The sequence below is a fragment of the Streptomyces sp. NPDC048275 genome (assembly GCF_040652275.1).
GTDB lineage: Bacteria > Actinomycetota > Actinomycetes > Streptomycetales > Streptomycetaceae > Streptomyces.
This window is the reverse complement of record NZ_JBEZLR010000102.1, coordinates 18,960-36,251: the sequence shown is the minus strand read 5'-3', so window position 1 is coordinate 36,251 and position 17,292 is coordinate 18,960. Positions and strand designations below refer to the sequence as shown.

The following is a 17,292-nucleotide window of genomic DNA, read 5'->3' as shown; positions in this document are numbered from 1 at the left end:
CAGGGCCTCCCCGTCGCCCCTGGCCGTACCCAACCGGCCAGGTCGCGCAGGGAACTGGCCTCCCGGGCCCGGACCACGCACAGGATGCGTGTCGCGACCCGGGGTCGAGTACGCCGGGGACCAGCTCGCCCAAGACCGTTCGGGGCGCGCGGCTGAACGGACTCACTCCCGCTCAGTCCACAGGAACGGTACGCGGCCGCGTACGGGACAATGGAAGGCATGCCTTCCGCACTTCCCGACGGTGAGCCCGTCCCCGACGACGGGGCGCTGCCCGCGCACGCCCTGACCGGGGCCGCGGAGCGCCCCCTCGGGTTCTATCTCCATGTGCCGTACTGCGCGACCCGCTGCGGCTACTGCGACTTCAACACCTACACGGCGACCGAGCTGCGGGGCACCGGAGGCGTACTCGCCTCCCGCGACAACTACGCGTCCACCCTGATCGACGAGGTCCGCCTCGCCCGCAAGGTCCTCGGCGACGACCCGCGCCCCGTCCGCACGGTCTTCGTCGGAGGCGGTACGCCGACACTGCTGGCCGCCGACGATCTCGTACGGATGCTGGGGGCGATCCGCGAGGAGTTCGGGCTCGCGGACGACGCCGAGATCACCACCGAGGCGAACCCGGAGTCGGTGGACCCGGCGTATCTCGCGACCCTGCGGGCCGGCGGCTTCAACCGGATCTCCTTCGGCATGCAGAGCGCCCGGCAGCACGTACTGAAGGTGCTCGACCGCACGCACACCCCGGGCCGCCCCGAAGCCTGCGTCGCCGAGGCCCGTGCGGCCGGCTTCGAGCACGTGAACCTCGACCTGATCTACGGCACGCCCGGCGAGTCCGACGACGACTGGCGGGCCTCGCTCGAGGCCGCGCTCGGCGCCGGTCCCGACCATGTGTCCGCCTACGCGCTGATCGTGGAGGAGGGGACCCAGCTGGCCCGCCGGATCCGCCGCGGCGAGGTTCCCATGACGGACGACGATGTCCACGCGGACCGGTATCTGATCGCCGACGAGGTGTTCGCGAAGGCGGGCTTCGACTGGTACGAGGTGTCCAACTGGGCCACCTCGGAGGCCGGGCGGTGCCTGCACAACGAGCTGTACTGGCGTGGCGCCGACTGGTGGGGCGCCGGGCCGGGTGCCCACAGTCACGTGGGCGGTGTGCGCTGGTGGAACGTGAAGCACCCGGGCGCGTACGCGGCGGCGCTGGCCTCCGGTCGCTCCCCGGGCGCGGGGCGGGAGCTCCTCTCGGACGAGGATCGGCGCGTGGAGCGAGTCCTGCTGGAGTTGCGGCTGCGCGAGGGGTGCCCGCTGTCGCTGCTCCGTCCGGAGGGGCTGGCCGCGTCGCGTCGTGCGCTGTCCGACGGGCTGCTGGAATCCGGGCCGTACGACGACGGTCGTGCGGTTCTCACGCTGCGGGGGCGGTTGCTTGCGGATGCGGTGGTGCGGGACCTGGTGGACTGAGGGGGCGTGCGGTGGGGTGTTTTTCGCCCCCGCCGCCCCTACCCGTCCCATCCCCGGGGGCTCCGCCCCCGGACCCCCGCCAGGGGCGCTGCGGCGGAGAACCGCGTCGGCTCACTCCGCCACCGTGACGAAGTCGATCAGTTCCTCCACCCGGCCCAGGAGCGCCGGCTCCAGGTCCTTGTAGGAGTGCACCCGGGACAGGATGCGCTGCCAGGCCGCGCCGGTGTTTTCCGGCCAGCCCAGGGACCGGCACACGCCCGTCTTCCAGTCCTGGCCGTGGGGTACGCGGGGCCAGGAAGGGATGCCTACGGAGGACGGCTTCACGGCTTCCCAGATGTCGATGTACGGGTGGCCGAGGACGAGGGCGTGGTCACTTGTGACCGACGCCGCGATACGGGACTCCTTCGTGCCCGGGACCAGATGGTCGACGAGGACGCCGAGTCGGGCGTCCGGGCCGGGGGAGAAGTCGGCCACGATCGAGGGCAGGTCGTCGATGCCCTCCAGGTACTCCACGACGACGCCCTCGACGCGCAGGTCGTCGCCCCAGACCCGTTCGACGAGTTCGGCGTCGTGGCGGCCCTCCACGTAGATCCGCCCGGCCCGCGCCACCCGGGCCCGCGCGCCGGGGACGGCGACCGAACCGGAGGCCGTGCGCGCAGGTCGTGCCGGGGCGGCGGAGGAGGGGCGGACCAGCGTCACCACCTGCCCCTCCAGGAGGAAGCCGCGCGGCTCCAGCGGGAACACCCGGTGCTTGCCGAAGCGGTCCTCCAGCGTGACCGTGCCCGCCTCACAGCGGATCACCGCGCCGCAGAAGCCCGTACCCGGCTCCTCGACCACCAGACCCGGGTCCGCCGGGACCTCGGGCACGGGCTTGGGCTTCTTCCACGGCGGGGTCAGGTCCGGAGTGTACTGGCGCATTCGGATGACGATAGGAGAAGCGAGGGGGGATCCGGGAGGACGGTCACGACGACACGCCGAAACGCGCGGCAAGCGCCGCCCGCTGTTCCCGGACAAACGCCGCATTCACCACCGTTCCGTGGCCGGGCACGTACACCGCGTCCTCCCCGCCCAGGTCGAGCAGCCGGTCCAGTGCCGCCGGCCAGTGGGCCGGCACGGCGTCCGGACCCGCTTGAGGTTCGCCCGACTCCTCCACCAGGTCGCCGCAGAAGACGATCTCCGGGGAGCCCGGCGCGGCCACCAGGACCACCAGATCGTGGGCCGTGTGGCCGGGGCCGACGTTCGCCAGCAGGACCTGGACGCCGCCGCCCAGGTCGAGCGTCCACTCGCCGGACACCGAGTGCTGCGGGTGGACCAGGACGTCCACCGCCTCGGCCGCCGCGTACGGGTCGAGGCCGTTGCGTACGGCGTCGGCGCACAGCTCCTCGCGTTCGTGCGCGAGGACCGCGTCCAGCCCGACCGCCCCGAAGACCTGCACGCCCGCGAACGCCGCGGCGCCGAACACGTGGTCGAAGTGGGGGTGGGTGAGTGCGAGATGCGTCACTCGACGGCCCGGGCCGAGGAGCCGCAACGCCTCGGCGCGCAACCGTGCGCCCTCGCCGAGGCTCGACCCGGCGTCGATCATGAGTGCCGCGCCCTCGCCCACCACCAGGCCGGCCGTGCAGTCCCAGACCGGAAGTCGCCGCCGCCCCACCCTCGGGGCCAGCTCCTGCCACGCCGACTCTTCCCAAGTCACCTTCATGCGGTGACGCTAGCGGTGTGGGCGTGTGCCGGTGCGACATCGCGGGACACGTCGGCATACGTGGCGCGGGATCGCGGGACGCGCCGGCATGAGCCGCACAAGATCGCGGGCCCGCCCTTGCCGGGGCCGTACCCGGCGGCCGTACACTGGGCCGGGGGATGCTGGCACTCGCGCGCGCTGAGTGCCAAGCGGGAAGCCAAGGAGCCGACGGGCAGACAGCTGGAGGTGTGCGCGATGCTCAGTGAACGCAGGCTGGAAGTGCTGCGCGCCATCGTCCAGGACTATGTCGGCACCGAGGAGCCGGTCGGTTCCAAGGCGCTGACCGAGCGGCACCGGCTCGGGGTGTCCCCGGCCACCGTCCGCAACGACATGGCTGCCCTGGAGGACGAGGGGTACATCGCCCAGCCGCACACCAGCGCCGGGCGGATCCCCACCGACAAGGGCTATCGGCTCTTCGTCGACAAGCTCGCGGGCGTCAAACCGATGACCGCGCCCGAGCGGCGTGCCATTCAGAACTTCCTCGACGGTGCGGTGGACCTCGACGACGTCGTGGGGCGGACCGTGCGGCTGCTCGCGCAGCTGACGCGGCAGGTCGCCGTCGTGCAGTACCCCTCGCTGACGCGCTCGACGGTGCGGCACGTCGAGCTGCTGGCGCTCGCCCCCGCGCGCGTGATGCTCGTCCTGATCACGGACACGGGCCGGGTCGAGCAGCGCATGATCGACTGCCCGGCGCCGTTCGGGGAGACGTCGCTCGCCGATCTGCGGGCCCGTCTCAACAGCCGGGTCGCGGGCCGTCGCTTCGCGGACGTCCCGCAGCTCGTGCAGGACCTCCCGGACGCCTTCGAGGCGGAGGACCGCGGTACGGTCACGGCGGTGCTCTCCACCCTGCTGGAGACACTCGTCGAGGAGACCGAGGAGCGGCTGATGATCGGCGGCACCGCCAACCTCACGCGCTTCGGACATGATTTTCCCCTCACGATCCGCCCGGTCCTCGAAGCGCTGGAGGAGCAGGTCGTCCTCCTCAAGCTCCTTGGTGAGGCGGGGGATTCGGGCATGACCGTACGGATCGGTCACGAGAACGCGTACGAGGGACTCAACTCCACGTCCGTCGTCTCCGTCGGCTACGGTTCGGGCGACGAGGCAGTAGCGAAACTCGGCGTGGTCGGACCGACCCGCATGGATTACCCCGGAACGATGGGAGCGGTACGAGCGGTGGCACGGTACGTCGGACAGATCCTGGCGGAGTCTTAAGTGGCCACGGACTACTACGCCGTACTCGGCGTGCGCCGCGACGCGTCCCAGGACGAGATCAAGAAGGCATTCCGGCGGCTCGCACGCGAGCTGCACCCGGATGTCAATCCCGATCCGAAGACGCAGGAGCGGTTCAAGGAGATCAACGCCGCGTACGAGGTGTTGTCGGACCCGCAGAAGAAGCAGGTCTACGACCTCGGTGGCGACCCGCTGTCCCAGTCGGGCGGCGCGGGCGCCGGCGGCTTCGGCGCGGGTGGCTTCGGAAACTTCTCGGACATCATGGACGCGTTCTTCGGCACGGCGTCGCAGCGCGGACCGCGCTCGCGTACGCGCCGTGGCCAGGACGCCATGATCCGGCTCGAGATCGAGCTGGACGAGGCAGCCTTCGGTACGACGAAGGACATCCAGGTCGACACGGCTGTGGTGTGCGGGACCTGTAGCGGTGAGGGTGCCGCGCCGGGGACCTCCGCGCAGACCTGTGACATGTGCCGCGGTCGCGGTGAGGTGTCCCAGGTCACGCGGTCCTTCCTGGGGCAGGTCATGACCTCGCGGCCGTGTCCGCAGTGCCAGGGCTTCGGGACCGTCGTCCCGACTCCGTGCCCGGAGTGCGCGGGCGACGGGCGGGTGCGGTCGCGGCGGACGCTCACGGTCAAGATTCCGGCCGGTGTCGACAACGGCACGCGGATTCAGCTCGCGGGCGAGGGGGAGGTCGGGCCCGGTGGTGGGCCCGCCGGTGACCTCTACGTCGAGATCCACGAGCTTCCGCACGCGACCTTCCAGCGGCGCGGGGACGATCTGCACTGCACGGTCACCATCCCCATGACCGCGGCGTCTCTCGGCACCAAGGTGCCGCTGGAGACCCTCGACGGGCTGGAGGAGGTCGACATCCGGCCGGGCACACAGTCCGGGCAGTCGATCCCCTTGCACGGGCGTGGCATCACGCATCTGCGGGGTGGTGGCCGGGGTGACCTGATCGTGCATGTCGAGGTCATGACGCCGACGAAGCTCGATCCCGAGCAGGAGCGGTTGCTGCGGGAGCTGGCGGTGTTGCGGGGTGAGGAGCGGCCCACGGGGCAGTTCCAGCCGGGGCAGCAGGGTTTGTTCTCGCGACTGAAGGACGCGTTCAACGGTCGCTGACCGGAGTGTCGGCGGGGGTGTTTTCTCGCCCCCGCCGCCCCTACCCGTCCCATCCCTCCCTGGGGGCTCCGCCCCCAGACCCCCGCCGGGGGCGCTGCGCCCCCGGTCCCTGCCTTGGGGGCTGCGCCCCCGGCCCCCGTCTCGGCGCTGTGCTCCCGGCCCCCGTCTCGGCGCTGTGCTCCCGGTTCCTGTCTTGGGGCTGTGCCCCCTGGATTCCCGTCTTGGGGCTGTGCTCCCGGTTCCTGTCTTGGGGGTTGCGCCCCCCGGATCCCCGTCTTGGGGCTGTGCCCCCCGGACCCCCGCCTTGGCCGCTGTGCCCCCCGGACCCCCGCCTTGGCCGCTGCGCCCCCGGCCCCTGCCCGGGGGCTGCCGCCCCCGCCTTCGCACGAAGGGCTCGTCCTTGGACGGCGGACGGGTTGGGTATCCCCGGCCGGGGATTGATTTTTCAGCCCGTCCGGCGTTTGAGGACGAGGTCGGGGGGCTGGGGGCGCAGCCCCCTGGGGACGGGAATGGGTAGGGGCGGCGGGGGCGAGAAAGCGGTCGCGGCCTGGCTGTTCCACAGGCCTATGCCAGGCGTAAGGCCGGATTCGGACTCTTTCAAAGGACGTGACAACATGCCGTCATGTCCTCCGCACTGACCGATCTCTTCCCTCACCCGATCGTGCAGGCCCCCATGGCAGGCGGCGTCTCCGTCCCGGATCTCGCCGCCGCCGTGTCCGAGGCCGGCGGGCTCGGGTTCCTCGCCGCCGGGTACAAGACCGCCGACGGCATGTACCAGGAGATCAAGCAGCTGCGCGGGCTGACGGGCCGCCCCTTCGGGGTCAACCTGTTCATGCCGCAGCCGGAGTACGCGGACCCGGCCGCCGTCGAGGTGTACGCGAACCAGCTCGCCGGTGAGGCCGCCTGGTACGAGACGGAGCTCGGGGAGCCGGACTGCGGCCGGGACGACGGCTACGAGGCCAAGCTCGCGGTCCTCCTCGACAATCCGGTCGCGGTGGTCTCCTTCCACTTCGGCTGCCCCAGCCGGGATGTTCTGGACTCCCTCGCCCGCGCGGGCACGCTCACCATGATCACCGCGACCACGGCCGAGGAGGCCCTGGCCGTGCAGCGGGCGGGCGCCGCCGCGGTCATCGTGCAGGGCGTGGAGGCGGGCGGCCACCAGGGCACCCACCGTGACAACCCGGAGACGGACGGCACCGGCATCGGACTGCTGTCGCTGATCACGCAGGTGCGCGAGACCGTGGAGATCCCGATCATCGCGGCCGGCGGCCTCATGCGCGGCAGCCAGATAGCCGCCGCGCTCGCGGCGGGCGCGAACGCGGCACAGCTCGGCACGGCGTTCCTCGCCACCCCCGAGTCCGGCGCGAACGCCGTGCACAAGCAGGCGCTGACCAACCCCCTGTTCGTACGGACGGAGCTGACCCGGGCGTTCTCCGGACGCCCGGCGCGCGGCCTGGTCAACCGGTTCCTGCGCGAGCACGGGCCGTACGCGCCCACCGCATACCCCGAGGTCCACCACCTCACCTCCCCGCTGCGCAAGGCGGCGGCGAAGGCGGGCGACGCGCAGGGCATGGCGCTGTGGGCGGGACAGGGGCACCGGATGGCCCGCGAACTGCCCGCGGGGCAGCTGGTGGAGGTGCTGAGGGCCGAACTCGACGCCGCCAGGACAGGGCTGTGCGCGCCCGAGGAAGAGGGAGGTGCGGTCCGATGACGGCACCGGTGTTCGTGGTCGATTCCCTGGAACCCCCGGATTTCCGCGGCGGGGAGTACGTCCTCGACGGCCCCGAGGGGCGTCACGCCGTGTCCGTGAAGCGGCTGCGGCCCGGTGAGGACGTGATCCTCACGGACGGGCGGGGCCACTGGACGGAAGGCGTGGTGAAGGCCGCCGAAGGCAAGGACCGCCTGGTGGTGACGGACCTGGAGAGTGTGCACGAGGAGCCTCCCCAGTCCCCTCGTATCACCGTCGTCCAGGCCCTCCCCAAGGGCGACCGCGGCGAGTTGGCCGTCGAGACGATGACCGAGACCGGCGTCGACGCGATCGTCCCCTGGGCCGCCTCCCGCTGCATCACCCAGTGGAAGGGCGAGCGTGGCTTGAAGGGGCTCGCGAAGTGGCGGGCGACCGCGCGGGAAGCGGGTAAGCAGTCGCGCCGGGTCCGCTTCCCGGAGATCGCGGACGCGGCAACGACCAAGCAGGTTGCGGCACTTCTCGCCACAGCCGATTTCGCGGCGGTGCTGCACGAGGACCGCGACTACGGCAGCGAGCCGCTGGCCACCGCCGAACTGCCCACCTCCGGGGAGATCGTGCTGGTCGTGGGACCCGAAGGAGGCGTCTCCCCGGAGGAGTTGGCGCTCTTCGCGGAGGCGGGCGCGAAGGCGTACCGGCTGGGACGCAGTGTGCTGCGCACCTCGACCGCCGGGACCGCGGCGACCGCGCTGCTGCTGGGACGCACGGGCCGCTGGTCGTAACGTCGGTCACGCGCGTACGCGGGTGACAGTAGCCCGTACGGGGTCTACCGCGACGCGCGGGACAGTGGCACTCTGCCGTCTATGGGGGCATTGATGCGTATACGGCGACGGGTGACGGGACGTCGGGGACCGGTGCTGGCCGGGCTCGCGGTGGTGACCGTCTTCGGGGTGTCGGCGTGCGAGCCCGGGGACGCGCTGAGTGTCGGCGCGGTGGCGTACACGACGGATCAGGTCGGGACCAAGGAGCTGGAGCGGCAGCACGTCGACGTGCAGTACCTGAGTTGCACCGGGTCGTACAGCGGGGGCAACAAGGCGTACACCCCGGGTCGCACACCGTCGTCCTCCAAGCCGTCCGTGGTGGAGGTGGACTGCCGTGGGCAGACCACCGACCGGCGGGAGATCACCATCACGGGGAAGGTCACCCGCGCGGTCGAGGGCAAGTGCGTACGCGGGGAGCTGACCGCCAAGGTCGGCGGCAAGGAGTGGTTCCACGTGAGCGGGCTGGGCAACTGCAACGCCACGAGTACGCCCACGTACACGCCGCCCACCTACGGGAAGCCCTCCGACGACGGGCCGGGACCCACCGTCACCGTCACCGTGACGAAGAGCATCTGGTGCAAGGGCGATCCCACTTGCTGGCCCTCCCAAGGCAAGTGAGATGGGGATCAAGTGATCCAAACCCCTGTCCGGGGGAGCTGTCCCTGCATAGGGTGATCGGGTGACAGAGTCTGCGCCGTCCGTATCGTCCGCGCCGCCCGCGTATCTCCGGTTCCCGCACCTGCGCGGTGATCTGGTCGCCTTCACCGCCGAGGACGACATCTGGGTCGCGCCCCTCGAAGGCGGCGGTCGTGCCTGGCGGGTCAGCGCCGACAACGTCCCGGTGAACCACCCGCGCATCTCCCCGGACGGCGAGACCGTTGCCTGGACCTCCACCCGCGACGGCGCCCCCGAGGTGCACGCCGCCCCGCTGGCCGGCGGACCGTCCACACGCCTGACGTACTGGGGGAGTTCACGCACCCAGGTGCGCGGCTGGACCCCCGACGGGCAGGTGCTCGCCCTCAGTACACAGGGCCAGGCCAGCCTGCGGCGCAGCTGGGCCAGGGCCGTCCCGCTCGACGGCGGTCCCGCGACCACCCTGCCGTACGGGCCGGTCGGCGACGTCGCCCACGGCGGCCCGGGTGTGCTGCTGCTCTCCGCTCCCATGGGGCGCGAGGCCGCCTGGTGGAAGCGGTACCGCGGCGGTACGGCGGGCAAGCTGTGGATCGACCGGGAGGGGGACGGGGAGTTCGTACGGCTGCACGAGGAGCTCGACGGGAACCTGGAGTACCCCTTGTGGGTGGGGATGGGGGTCCCCCCTGTTGGAGCGGAGCCGAGAACTTGGGGGAGGGTCGCGTTCCTGTCCGATCACGAAGGGGTCGGGGCCCTCTACTCCTCCCTCGCCGACGGGTCCGATCTGCGGCGGCACACGCCCATCGACGGTTTCTACGCCCGGCACGCGTCGACCGACGGCACCCGGGTCGTGTACGCGTCCGCCGGTGAACTGTGGCTGCTCGACGACCTGGACGGCGCCGAGCCGCGGCGGCTCGACATCCGGCTCGCCGGACAGCGCGTCGACCAGCAGCCGCACCCCGTGAGCGCGTCCCGCTGGTTCTCGGCCGCCGCGCCCGACCACACGGGACGCGGCAGCGCGCTCTCCGTCCGCGGCGCCGTCCACTGGGTCACCCACCGCTCCGGCCCCGCCCGCACGCTCGCCGCCCTGCCCGGCGTACGCGCCCGGCTGCCCCGGACCTTCCGGGTGGAGGGCGAGGAGTACGTGGTGTGGGTGACGGACGCGGCCGGTGACGACGCGTTGGAGTTCGCCCCGGCGACCGGGGTGGCGCCCGGAGCGACCCCGCGCCGGCTCGCCGCCGGGCAGCTCGGGCGCGTCCTCGGGCTGGCGATGGCGCCCGACGGCAGCCGCGCCGCCGTCGCTTCGCACGACGGGCGGGTGCTGCTCGTCGAGCGGGAGACCGGAGAGGTGCGGGAGGTCGACCGCAGCGCGGACGGCGACGTCACCGGACTCGTCTTCTCACCCGACTCGGCCTGGCTCGCCTGGTCGCACCCCGGCCCGCGCCCGCTGCGTCAGCTCAAGCTCGCCAACACCGCCGACCTGTCGGTGACCGAGGCGACGCCGCTCCGGTTCCGTGACTACGCGCCCGCGTTCACCCTCGACGGCAAGCACCTCGCCTTCCTCTCGGCGCGCTCCTTCGACCCCGTCTACGACGAACACGTCTTCGACCTCGCGTTCGTAGGGGGCTCCCGGCCGCATCTGATCACGCTGGCCGCGACCACCCCGTCCCCCTTCGGACCGCAGCGTCACGGCCGCCCCTTCGAAACGCCCGACAAGGACGAGACACCCGACAGCGAGGGCGCCCCCACGACCCGGATCGACCTCGACGGACTCGGCGACCGGATCGTTCCGTTCCCCGTCGAGGCCGCCCGCTACTCGACCCTGCGGGCCGCCAAGGACGGCCTGCTGTGGCTGCGGCACCCGGTGCGCGGTGTGCTCGGCGCCTCCCGCGCCACCCCGGACGACCCGGACCCCAAGACCGAGCTGGAGCGCTACGACCTCGCCCAGCAGCGCATCGAGCACCTCGCCGCCGACGCCGACCACTTCGCCGTCACCGGCGACGGCAAGCGGGTGCTGCTGTGGACCGACGGCAAGCTCAAGGTCGTACCGAGCGACCGCCGCGCCTCGAACGACGACGAGAGCGACACGAACATCACCGTCGATCTGTCGCGGGTGCGGCAGACCGTCGACCCGGCCGCCGAGTGGCGGCAGATGTTCGACGAGACCGGCCGCCTCATGCGGGACAACTTCTGGCGGCCCGACCTGGGCGGGGTCGACTGGGACGGCGTACTCGACCGCTACCGCCCGATCCTCGACCGGGTCGCCACCCACGACGACTTGGTGGACCTGTTGTGGGAGGTGCAGGGCGAGCTCGGGACCTCCCACGCCTACGTCACTCCACGCGGCGGATGGGGCGGCGGCGACCGGGGGCAGGGACTGCTCGGTGCGGACATCTCCCGTCACGAGGACGGCAGTTGGCGCATCGACCGGATCCTCCCGTCGGAGACCTCGGACCCTCAGGCGCGGGCTCCGCTCGCCGCACCCGGGGTCGCGGTGCGCGCCGGGGACGCGATCCTCGCGATCGCCGGGCAGCCGGTGGACCCGGTGGCCGGGCCGGGGCCGCTGCTCGTCGGCACGGCGGGCAAGCCGGTCGAGCTGACCGTCTCCCCTTCGGGTGGCGGCGATCCGCGCCACGCGGTCGTGGTGCCCCTCGCCGACGAGGAGCCGCTGCGCTACCACGCGTGGGTCGCGGACCGGCGCGCCTACGTTCACGAGAAGTCCGGGGGCAGGCTGGGATACCTGCATGTGCCGGACATGGTCGGCTCCGGATGGGCCCAGCTCCACCGCGACCTGCGCATCGAGGTGTCCCGGGAGGGACTCGTCGTGGACGTCCGAGAGAACCGCGGCGGGCACACCTCCCAGTTGGTCGTCGAGAAGCTCGCGCGCCGGATCGTGGGCTGGGACCTGCCGCGCGGGATGCGGCCGTACAGCTACCCGGAGGACGCGCCGCGCGGCCCGGTCGTCGCCGTCGCCAACGAGTTCTCCGGCTCGGACGGCGACATCGTCAACGCGGCGATCAGGGCGCTGGGCATCGGGCCGGTGGTCGGTACCCGTACGTGGGGTGGTGTGATCGGCATCGACAGCCGCTACCGGCTCGTCGACGGCACGCTCGTCACCCAGCCCAAGTACGCCTTCTGGCTGGAGGGTTACGGGTGGGGCGTGGAGAACCACGGCGTCGATCCGGACGTCGAGGTCGTCCAGGCCCCGCAGGACTACGCGGCCGGCCGTGACGCGCAGCTGGACGAGGCGATCCGGATCGCGCTGGCCGCGCTCACGGACCACCCGGCGAAGACGCCGCCGTCGTTGCCGGAGCCGGGGTGACCGCTCCCGGTCCGGTCCTGGTCCGTCCCCTCGCGCGGTAGGGGCCTATACGATGCGGGCGTAATGATCGGCAGGCCCGAGGAGGCATACGCATGGCACAGGAGCCGCAGGGGCGCGCCGGTGTCGAGGGGCCGAGCGCGCGGAGGCCCGAAGGGTCGAGCACGGTCGGCCCCTCGACACCGGCTGAGGCGCCCAGGAGGCGACAAGAGGACAGTGCGCCGCAGGACGACTGCTTGTTCTGCAAGATCGTCGCGGGGCACATTCCGGCGACCGTCGTCCGGGAGAGCGAGACGACCGTTGCCTTCCGTGACATAAACCCTCAGGCGCCCACCCACATCCTGGTCATCCCCAAGGTGCACCACGCGGACGTGGCGTCCCTGGCGATCGCCGAGCCCCAGATCGCGGCGGACCTCCTGCGCGAGGCCGGCGAGGTCGCGGCCGAGGAGAAGCTCGAGAGCTACCGGGTCGTGTTCAACACCGGCAGCGGCGCGGGCCAGACCGTCTTCCACGCGCACGCGCACCTGCTGGGTGGCCGCGGCATGCACTGGCCTCCGGGGTAACCGACCTTGTCCGTACGTGAATTGGTGGTCCTCGGCACCGCCAGCCAGGTCCCGACCCGGCACCGCAACCACAACGGCTATCTGCTGCGCTGGGACGGGGAGGGCCTGCTCTTCGACCCCGGCGAGGGCACCCAGCGGCAGATGCTGCGCGCCGGGGTCGCCGCGCACGACCTGCACCGGATCTGCGTCACCCACTTCCACGGCGACCACTCGCTCGGACTCGCCGGGGTCATCCAGCGCATCAACCTCGACCGTGTGCCGCACGAGGTCACCGCGCACTATCCCCGCTCCGGGCAGCGCTTCTTCGACCGGCTGCGGTACGCGACCGCCTACCGCGAGACCGTCGCGCTGAACGAGGCGCCGGTCGAGGTGGACGGTGTGCTCGCCACCACCCCGTCGTACACCTTGGAGGCCCGGCGGCTGTCCCACCCCGTCGAGTCGTTCGGGTACCGGCTGGTGGAGCCGGACGGACGGCGGATACTGCCGGAGCGGCTCGCGGAGCGCGGGATCAAAGGGCCGGACGTCGGGCGGATCCAGCGGGAGGGCGCGCTCGGCGACGTCTCCCTCGACGACGTGAGCGAGCTCCGGCGCGGGCAACGGTTCGCGTTCGTCATGGACACGCGGCTGTGCGACGGGGCGTACGCGCTCGCCGAAGGGTGCGACCTGCTCGTCATCGAGTCGACGTTCCTGGACGGGGATCGGCAACTCGCCGAGGACCACGGTCACTTGACGGCCGGCCAGGCGGGGCGGGTGGCGAGGGACGCGGGCGTACGGCATCTCGTGCTCACCCACTTCAGTCAGCGCTACTCCGAGCCGGACGAGTTCGAGCGGCAGGCCCGGGCCGCCGGGTTCGAGGGGGAGCTGACCGTGGCGCACGATCTGGTGCGGGTGCCGGTGCCCAAACGACGGTGACGTGATCCCCGTGCCCTTTCCGAAACGATGGCGCATCGGTCGTACCATGCTTTGATGCCCCTCCCCAAAGCAGAACTGCACCTCCATATCGAAGGCACCCTCGAACCCGAGCTGGCCTTCGAGCTCGCCGCTCGCAACGGCGTCACGCTGCCGTACGCGGACACCGAGGAACTGCGCAAGGCGTATCTCTTCGACGACCTCCAGTCGTTCCTGAACCTGTACTACGAGCTCATGGCCGTCCTGCGGACGGAGCAGGACTTCGCCGACCTCGCCGACGCGTATCTCGCGCGGGCCGCCGCCCAGGGCGTGCGGCACGCGGAGATCTTCTTCGATCCTCAGGCGCACCTCGCGCGCGGTGTGGCCATGGGGACGGTCGTCGAGGGGCTGGGCCGCGCGCTCTCGCGCAGCGAGGAGACCCACGGCGTCTCCACCCAGCTGATCATGTGCTTTCTGCGCGACGAGTCCGCCGAGTCGGCCATGGAGACGCTGGAGGCGGCGAAGCCGTACCTCGACCGGATCGTCGGCATCGGCCTCGACTCCGCCGAGGTCGGGCATCCGCCGGTCAAGTTCCGCGAGGTGTACGAGGCCGCCGCCGCGCTCGGGCTGCGACGCGTCGCGCACGCGGGCGAGGAGGGGCCGCCGGCGTACATCACCGAGGCGCTGGACGTCCTCGGCGTCGAGCGCATCGACCACGGGCTGCGCTGCATGGAGGACCCGGAGCTGGTCCAGCGGCTGGTACGGGACCGGGTACCGCTGACACTCTGCCCGCTGTCGAACGTACGACTGCGCGCCGTCGACGTCCTGGAGGACCACCCGCTGCCCGCCATGCTGGACGCCGGGCTGCTGTGCACCGTCAACTCCGACGACCCCGCGTACTTCGGGGGCTACGTCGGCGACACCTTCCACGCCGTCCACGAGGCCCTCGGCCTCGACCGGGAGCGACTGCGGGAGCTGGCGCGCAACTCGTTCGTGGCGTCCTTCCTGGAGCACGACGAGCAGCGGCGGGCACGGTACATCGCCGAGGTCGAGGCGTACGAGTTCGACTAGGACCTGTCCAGAAGAAACGTCAGATGGTTCCGGGCCCCGGCGCGGCTGCTGCGGCTGCCTGCCGGGGTCCCGCCGTGTCGTACGCCGTCCGCCGGGCGGGCACGGCTTCCAGCGGGATCTCCACGACCGGCTGTTCCCGCTGCGTGCCGCGACTGCCGCGCAGCGCCACCGCCGTCATCGGGACGGTGATCAGGAGCAGGCCGAGTGCCAGGATCACGCCCATCGCCGGGTAGCCCGCCCGCGCGGCGAGCAGACTGCCCGTCAGCGGGCCGCACGCCGTGCCGAGCGAGGAGGCGGAGCCGACCAGGACCGCCCACCGTCCGCGCCGGTCCAGGGACGCGGCGAGGCCGATGACGTAGGAGAGCACCACGGGGTAGAGCGTGTTCCAGGCGATCTCGCCGCTCGCGAAGGACGCCAGGTCAGCGGCGGCGGCGCTGAGCGCGATGCAGCCGGCGATCAGGGCCGTGCCCGCCCCGATGGGCAGCGCGAGGCCGAGACGCGGGCCGAGCGTGCCCGCACCGACCACCCCCAGCAGCCCGGCGCCGAGCGCCGCCGCGAAGACCGCGCCGACGGTCACCTCCGTCAACCCCGCCTGGCTCAGGCCGATACGGCCGCTCACACCCCACAGCGAGTTCTGGGCGAGGGACCAGAAGAACATGGCGCCGGCGAGGACGAGGCCGGAACGGGCGTGCGGGAGGGGACTCGCGGCGCGCGACGTCCGGGCGGGGCGCGTGGGTGTGTGGGCGGGGTGCGGGGGCGTGTGGGCCGGGAGGTGCCGGGTCACGGACAGGACGAGCAGCGCGGTGACGGCGATCGCGGCGAGCGGCTGGCCGTGGCCGGGGCCCAGGTGGGGGATCGTCAGATACAGCGCACCAGCGAGGGCGGAGACGCCCAGCAGGCCCTGGGTGGTGGTGCGGTGGGGGTCGGGCTGGGCGGCGATTCCGGTGGCGGCGACGGTGGTGGCCGCGCCGGAGCCGAGGCCGCCGACGATCGCACCGGCGACGACCAGCGGGATGGTGGTGGTGAGAGCGGCGGTGCCGTAGCCGGCGGCCGCGAGGAGCAGCCCCGTACGGGCGAGCCTGCGCGGGCCGAACCGGTCCACTCGGGAGGCGAGCACGAAGCCCGCCGTCGCCGAACTCAGCAACAGGGCACTGCCGAGGGAACCGGACTGGGTGGCGGAGAGAGGAAGCCCCGCGTTCAGCCTGCCGACGGTGGTCGGGAGGAGATACGGGGCGAGGTACCCGGCCGTGAAAAGGGCGACGAGGGGCCAGGCAGGGGTGGTGCGGGCAGACACGGGCGTTCCCAGGGCATGCGAAAGAAGCGGCTCGGAAAGGGGATTGGGCGGCTGTCGACGGACAGGAACGCGCGGGCAATTTGTATCAAGCGGGCGGGGGCGCGAAGAAGGTGGGGTGGCGTGACGTGGGTCACGTTCTGTTTGGGGTGGGGGAGGCAGGGTAGACGAGTCGCTTTCACCACCCGCTCAAGGCTGATGCGACAGGTGCCTCCGGCGTGACCGACGTCGTCCTGGGAGTCGTTTGGTGCAGACTGTCCTGCATCCGCACCACCTCAGGGAGCGCACCGTGATCCCGTCCAACGGAGAGCGACCGTACCGCCACGCCCACGTCGACCCGCTCGCCGAGCTGCGCTCTCCCGCGGACCCGCCCTGGGACGTCTATCTCACGGGCACCGTCTTCCTCGACATCATCTTCACCGGGCTCGACTCCGCCCCGGTACGCGGAACCGAGTCCTGGGCGCGCGGGATGGGGTCGAGCCCCGGCGGCGTGGCGAACATGGCGACGGCGCTGGCCCGGCTGGGTCTGAAGACCTCCCTGGCGGCGGCCTTCGGGGACGACCACTACGGGGAGTACTGCTGGGACGCCCTGGAGCAGGGCGAGGGCATCGACCTCACCACGTCGCGCACCGTGCCCGGCTGGCATTCGCCCGTCACCGTGTCGATGGCGTACGAGGGCGAGCGGACGATGGTCAGCCACGGGCACGAGCCGCCGCCGGAGGCCGCGCTCATTCCAGAGGGCGCGCCGGAACACGCCCCACGCGCGCGTGCCGCCGTCGCCTCGCTGACACCCGGCACACGCGCGCACTGGATCGCCGAGTCCGCGCGCGCGGGTACCCGGATCTTCGCGGACGTCGGCTGGGACGACACCGGCCGCTGGGACCTGGCCGGGCTCGCCGACCTCGAACACTGCGAGGCGTTCCTGCCGAACGCGGAGGAGGCGATGCGGTACACCGGGGCCGACTGCCCCCGGGCCGCGGCGCACGCGCTGACCGAGTACGTTCCGCTGGCCGTCGTCACCCTCGGCTCCGAGGGCGCCTACGCGGTGGACCGCCGCACCGGGGAGAGCGCCGAGGTCCCGGCCATCGCCGTCGAGGCCCTCGACCCCACCGGTGCCGGTGACGTCTTCGTCGCGGGCTTCGTCATGGGCACCCTCGCCGACTGGCCGCTCGCCGACCGCCTGGCCTTCGCCGGCCTCACCGCCGCCCTCTCCGTCCAGGAGTTCGGCGGCTCCCTGTCGGCCCCCGGCTGGTCGGAGGTCGCGGCCTGGTGGCGCCGGGTGCAGTCCGTCGACGACCAGGATCCGACGGCGCTGCGCCGGTACGCGTTCCTGGAGGGACTGCTGCCGGAGGTGACGCGGCCGTGGCCGCTGCGGCGGGCGGTGCCGACGATCGGGTTCGGACGCTCCGCGTGAGGCTCCGGGATTCTGCGTGAGGTCCCGCGTGGGGTCCCGCGTTGGGTGAGGAAAAGCCCTACGGCTCTGTCA

The 17,292-nt window shown here is 72.3% G+C and carries 14 protein-coding genes; 11 read left to right on the top strand and 3 right to left on the bottom strand.

Annotated features, from left to right (window positions below; translation table 11 throughout):
* Positions 1-210 precede the first annotated feature (210 nt).
* A complete protein-coding gene (hemW, locus tag AB0D57_RS38880) occupies positions 211-1,452 on the top strand; it encodes a radical SAM family heme chaperone HemW (protein ID WP_362084762.1) in 1,242 nt (413 codons plus the stop codon).
* A 111-nt stretch (positions 1,453-1,563) separates the two neighbouring features.
* Here hemW and AB0D57_RS38875 read toward each other — a convergent pair whose 3' ends face one another.
* Complete coding sequence (locus AB0D57_RS38875) at positions 1,564-2,370, bottom strand: DUF3097 domain-containing protein (protein ID WP_362084759.1); 807 nt, start codon at positions 2,368-2,370, stop codon at positions 1,564-1,566.
* Positions 2,371-2,413: 43 nt separating this feature from the next.
* Complete coding sequence (locus tag AB0D57_RS38870; RefSeq protein WP_362084756.1) at positions 2,414-3,151, bottom strand: MBL fold metallo-hydrolase; 738 nt, start codon at positions 3,149-3,151, stop codon at positions 2,414-2,416.
* A gap of 234 nt (positions 3,152-3,385) precedes the next feature.
* Here AB0D57_RS38870 and hrcA point away from each other — a divergent pair, with 234 nt between their 5' ends.
* The 9 genes from hrcA to AB0D57_RS38825 all read left to right on the top strand — a co-directional run bounded on the left by hrcA (position 3,386) and on the right by AB0D57_RS38825 (position 14,515).
* Entirely contained in the window at positions 3,386-4,402 is a 1,017-nt protein-coding gene (gene hrcA / locus AB0D57_RS38865) for a heat-inducible transcriptional repressor HrcA (RefSeq protein ID WP_362084753.1), read from the top strand.
* Positions 4,403-5,539, top strand: a complete 1,137-nt coding sequence (gene dnaJ, locus AB0D57_RS38860) for a molecular chaperone DnaJ (RefSeq protein WP_362084750.1) — start codon at positions 4,403-4,405, stop codon at positions 5,537-5,539.
* Between the two features lie 622 nt (positions 5,540-6,161).
* A complete protein-coding gene (locus AB0D57_RS38855) occupies positions 6,162-7,250 on the top strand; it encodes a nitronate monooxygenase (protein ID WP_362084747.1) in 1,089 nt (362 codons plus the stop codon).
* On the top strand, positions 7,247-8,005 hold the full coding sequence (locus AB0D57_RS38850) for a 16S rRNA (uracil(1498)-N(3))-methyltransferase (protein WP_362084744.1): 759 nt from the start codon (positions 7,247-7,249) through the stop codon (positions 8,003-8,005). The genes AB0D57_RS38855 and AB0D57_RS38850 overlap by 4 nt, the downstream gene beginning before the upstream one ends.
* An 81-nt stretch (positions 8,006-8,086) precedes the next feature.
* The gene (locus AB0D57_RS38845; RefSeq protein WP_362084741.1) at positions 8,087-8,662 is read left to right on the top strand and encodes a hypothetical protein; all 576 of its coding nucleotides are present in this window, start codon (positions 8,087-8,089) and stop codon (positions 8,660-8,662) included.
* Positions 8,663-8,723: 61 nt separating this feature from the next.
* Positions 8,724-11,996 carry a S41 family peptidase gene (locus AB0D57_RS38840; RefSeq protein WP_362084738.1) on the top strand — a complete coding sequence of 1,091 codons (3,273 nt, stop codon included), beginning with the start codon at positions 8,724-8,726 and terminating at the stop codon, positions 11,994-11,996.
* Between the two features lie 233 nt (positions 11,997-12,229).
* Complete coding sequence (locus AB0D57_RS38835) at positions 12,230-12,556, top strand: histidine triad nucleotide-binding protein (RefSeq protein ID WP_362084768.1); 327 nt, start codon at positions 12,230-12,232, stop codon at positions 12,554-12,556.
* A 6-nt stretch (positions 12,557-12,562) separates the two neighbouring features.
* Positions 12,563-13,468, top strand: a complete 906-nt coding sequence (locus AB0D57_RS38830; protein WP_362084735.1) for a ribonuclease Z — start codon at positions 12,563-12,565, stop codon at positions 13,466-13,468.
* Between the two features lie 54 nt (positions 13,469-13,522).
* Positions 13,523-14,515: an adenosine deaminase gene (locus AB0D57_RS38825; RefSeq protein WP_362084732.1), complete on the top strand. Its 993-nt coding sequence runs from the start codon at positions 13,523-13,525 to the stop codon at positions 14,513-14,515.
* Between the two features lie 19 nt (positions 14,516-14,534).
* On the opposite strand, the gene AB0D57_RS38820 is transcribed toward AB0D57_RS38825, so the two are convergent.
* Entirely contained in the window at positions 14,535-15,809 is a 1,275-nt protein-coding gene (locus tag AB0D57_RS38820) for an MFS transporter (RefSeq protein ID WP_362084729.1), read from the bottom strand.
* Between the two features lie 286 nt (positions 15,810-16,095).
* On the opposite strand from AB0D57_RS38820, the gene AB0D57_RS38815 reads away from it, so the two are divergent.
* Complete coding sequence (locus AB0D57_RS38815; RefSeq protein ID WP_362084765.1) at positions 16,096-17,220, top strand: PfkB family carbohydrate kinase; 1,125 nt, start codon at positions 16,096-16,098, stop codon at positions 17,218-17,220.
* The last annotated feature ends 72 nt before the right edge of the window (positions 17,221-17,292 follow it).

Excerpts from the sequence above, each read along its gene's own strand:
- AB0D57_RS38855 (WP_362084747.1), top strand. The coding sequence starts at position 6,162 with ATGTCCTCCGCACTGACCGATCTCTTCCCTCACCCGATCGTGCAGGCC.
- AB0D57_RS38850 (WP_362084744.1), top strand. The coding sequence starts at position 7,247 with ATGACGGCACCGGTGTTCGTGGTCGATTCCCTGGAACCCCCGGATTTC.
- AB0D57_RS38845 (WP_362084741.1), top strand. The coding sequence starts at position 8,087 with ATGGGGGCATTGATGCGTATACGGCGACGGGTGACGGGACGTCGGGGA.
- hrcA (WP_362084753.1), top strand. The coding sequence starts at position 3,386 with ATGCTCAGTGAACGCAGGCTGGAAGTGCTGCGCGCCATCGTCCAGGAC.
- AB0D57_RS38825 (WP_362084732.1), top strand. The coding sequence starts at position 13,523 with ATGCCCCTCCCCAAAGCAGAACTGCACCTCCATATCGAAGGCACCCTC.
- AB0D57_RS38870 (WP_362084756.1), bottom strand. The coding sequence starts at position 3,151 with ATGAAGGTGACTTGGGAAGAGTCGGCGTGGCAGGAGCTGGCCCCGAGG.
- AB0D57_RS38875 (WP_362084759.1), bottom strand. The coding sequence starts at position 2,370 with ATGCGCCAGTACACTCCGGACCTGACCCCGCCGTGGAAGAAGCCCAAG.
- hemW (WP_362084762.1), top strand. The coding sequence starts at position 211 with ATGGAAGGCATGCCTTCCGCACTTCCCGACGGTGAGCCCGTCCCCGAC.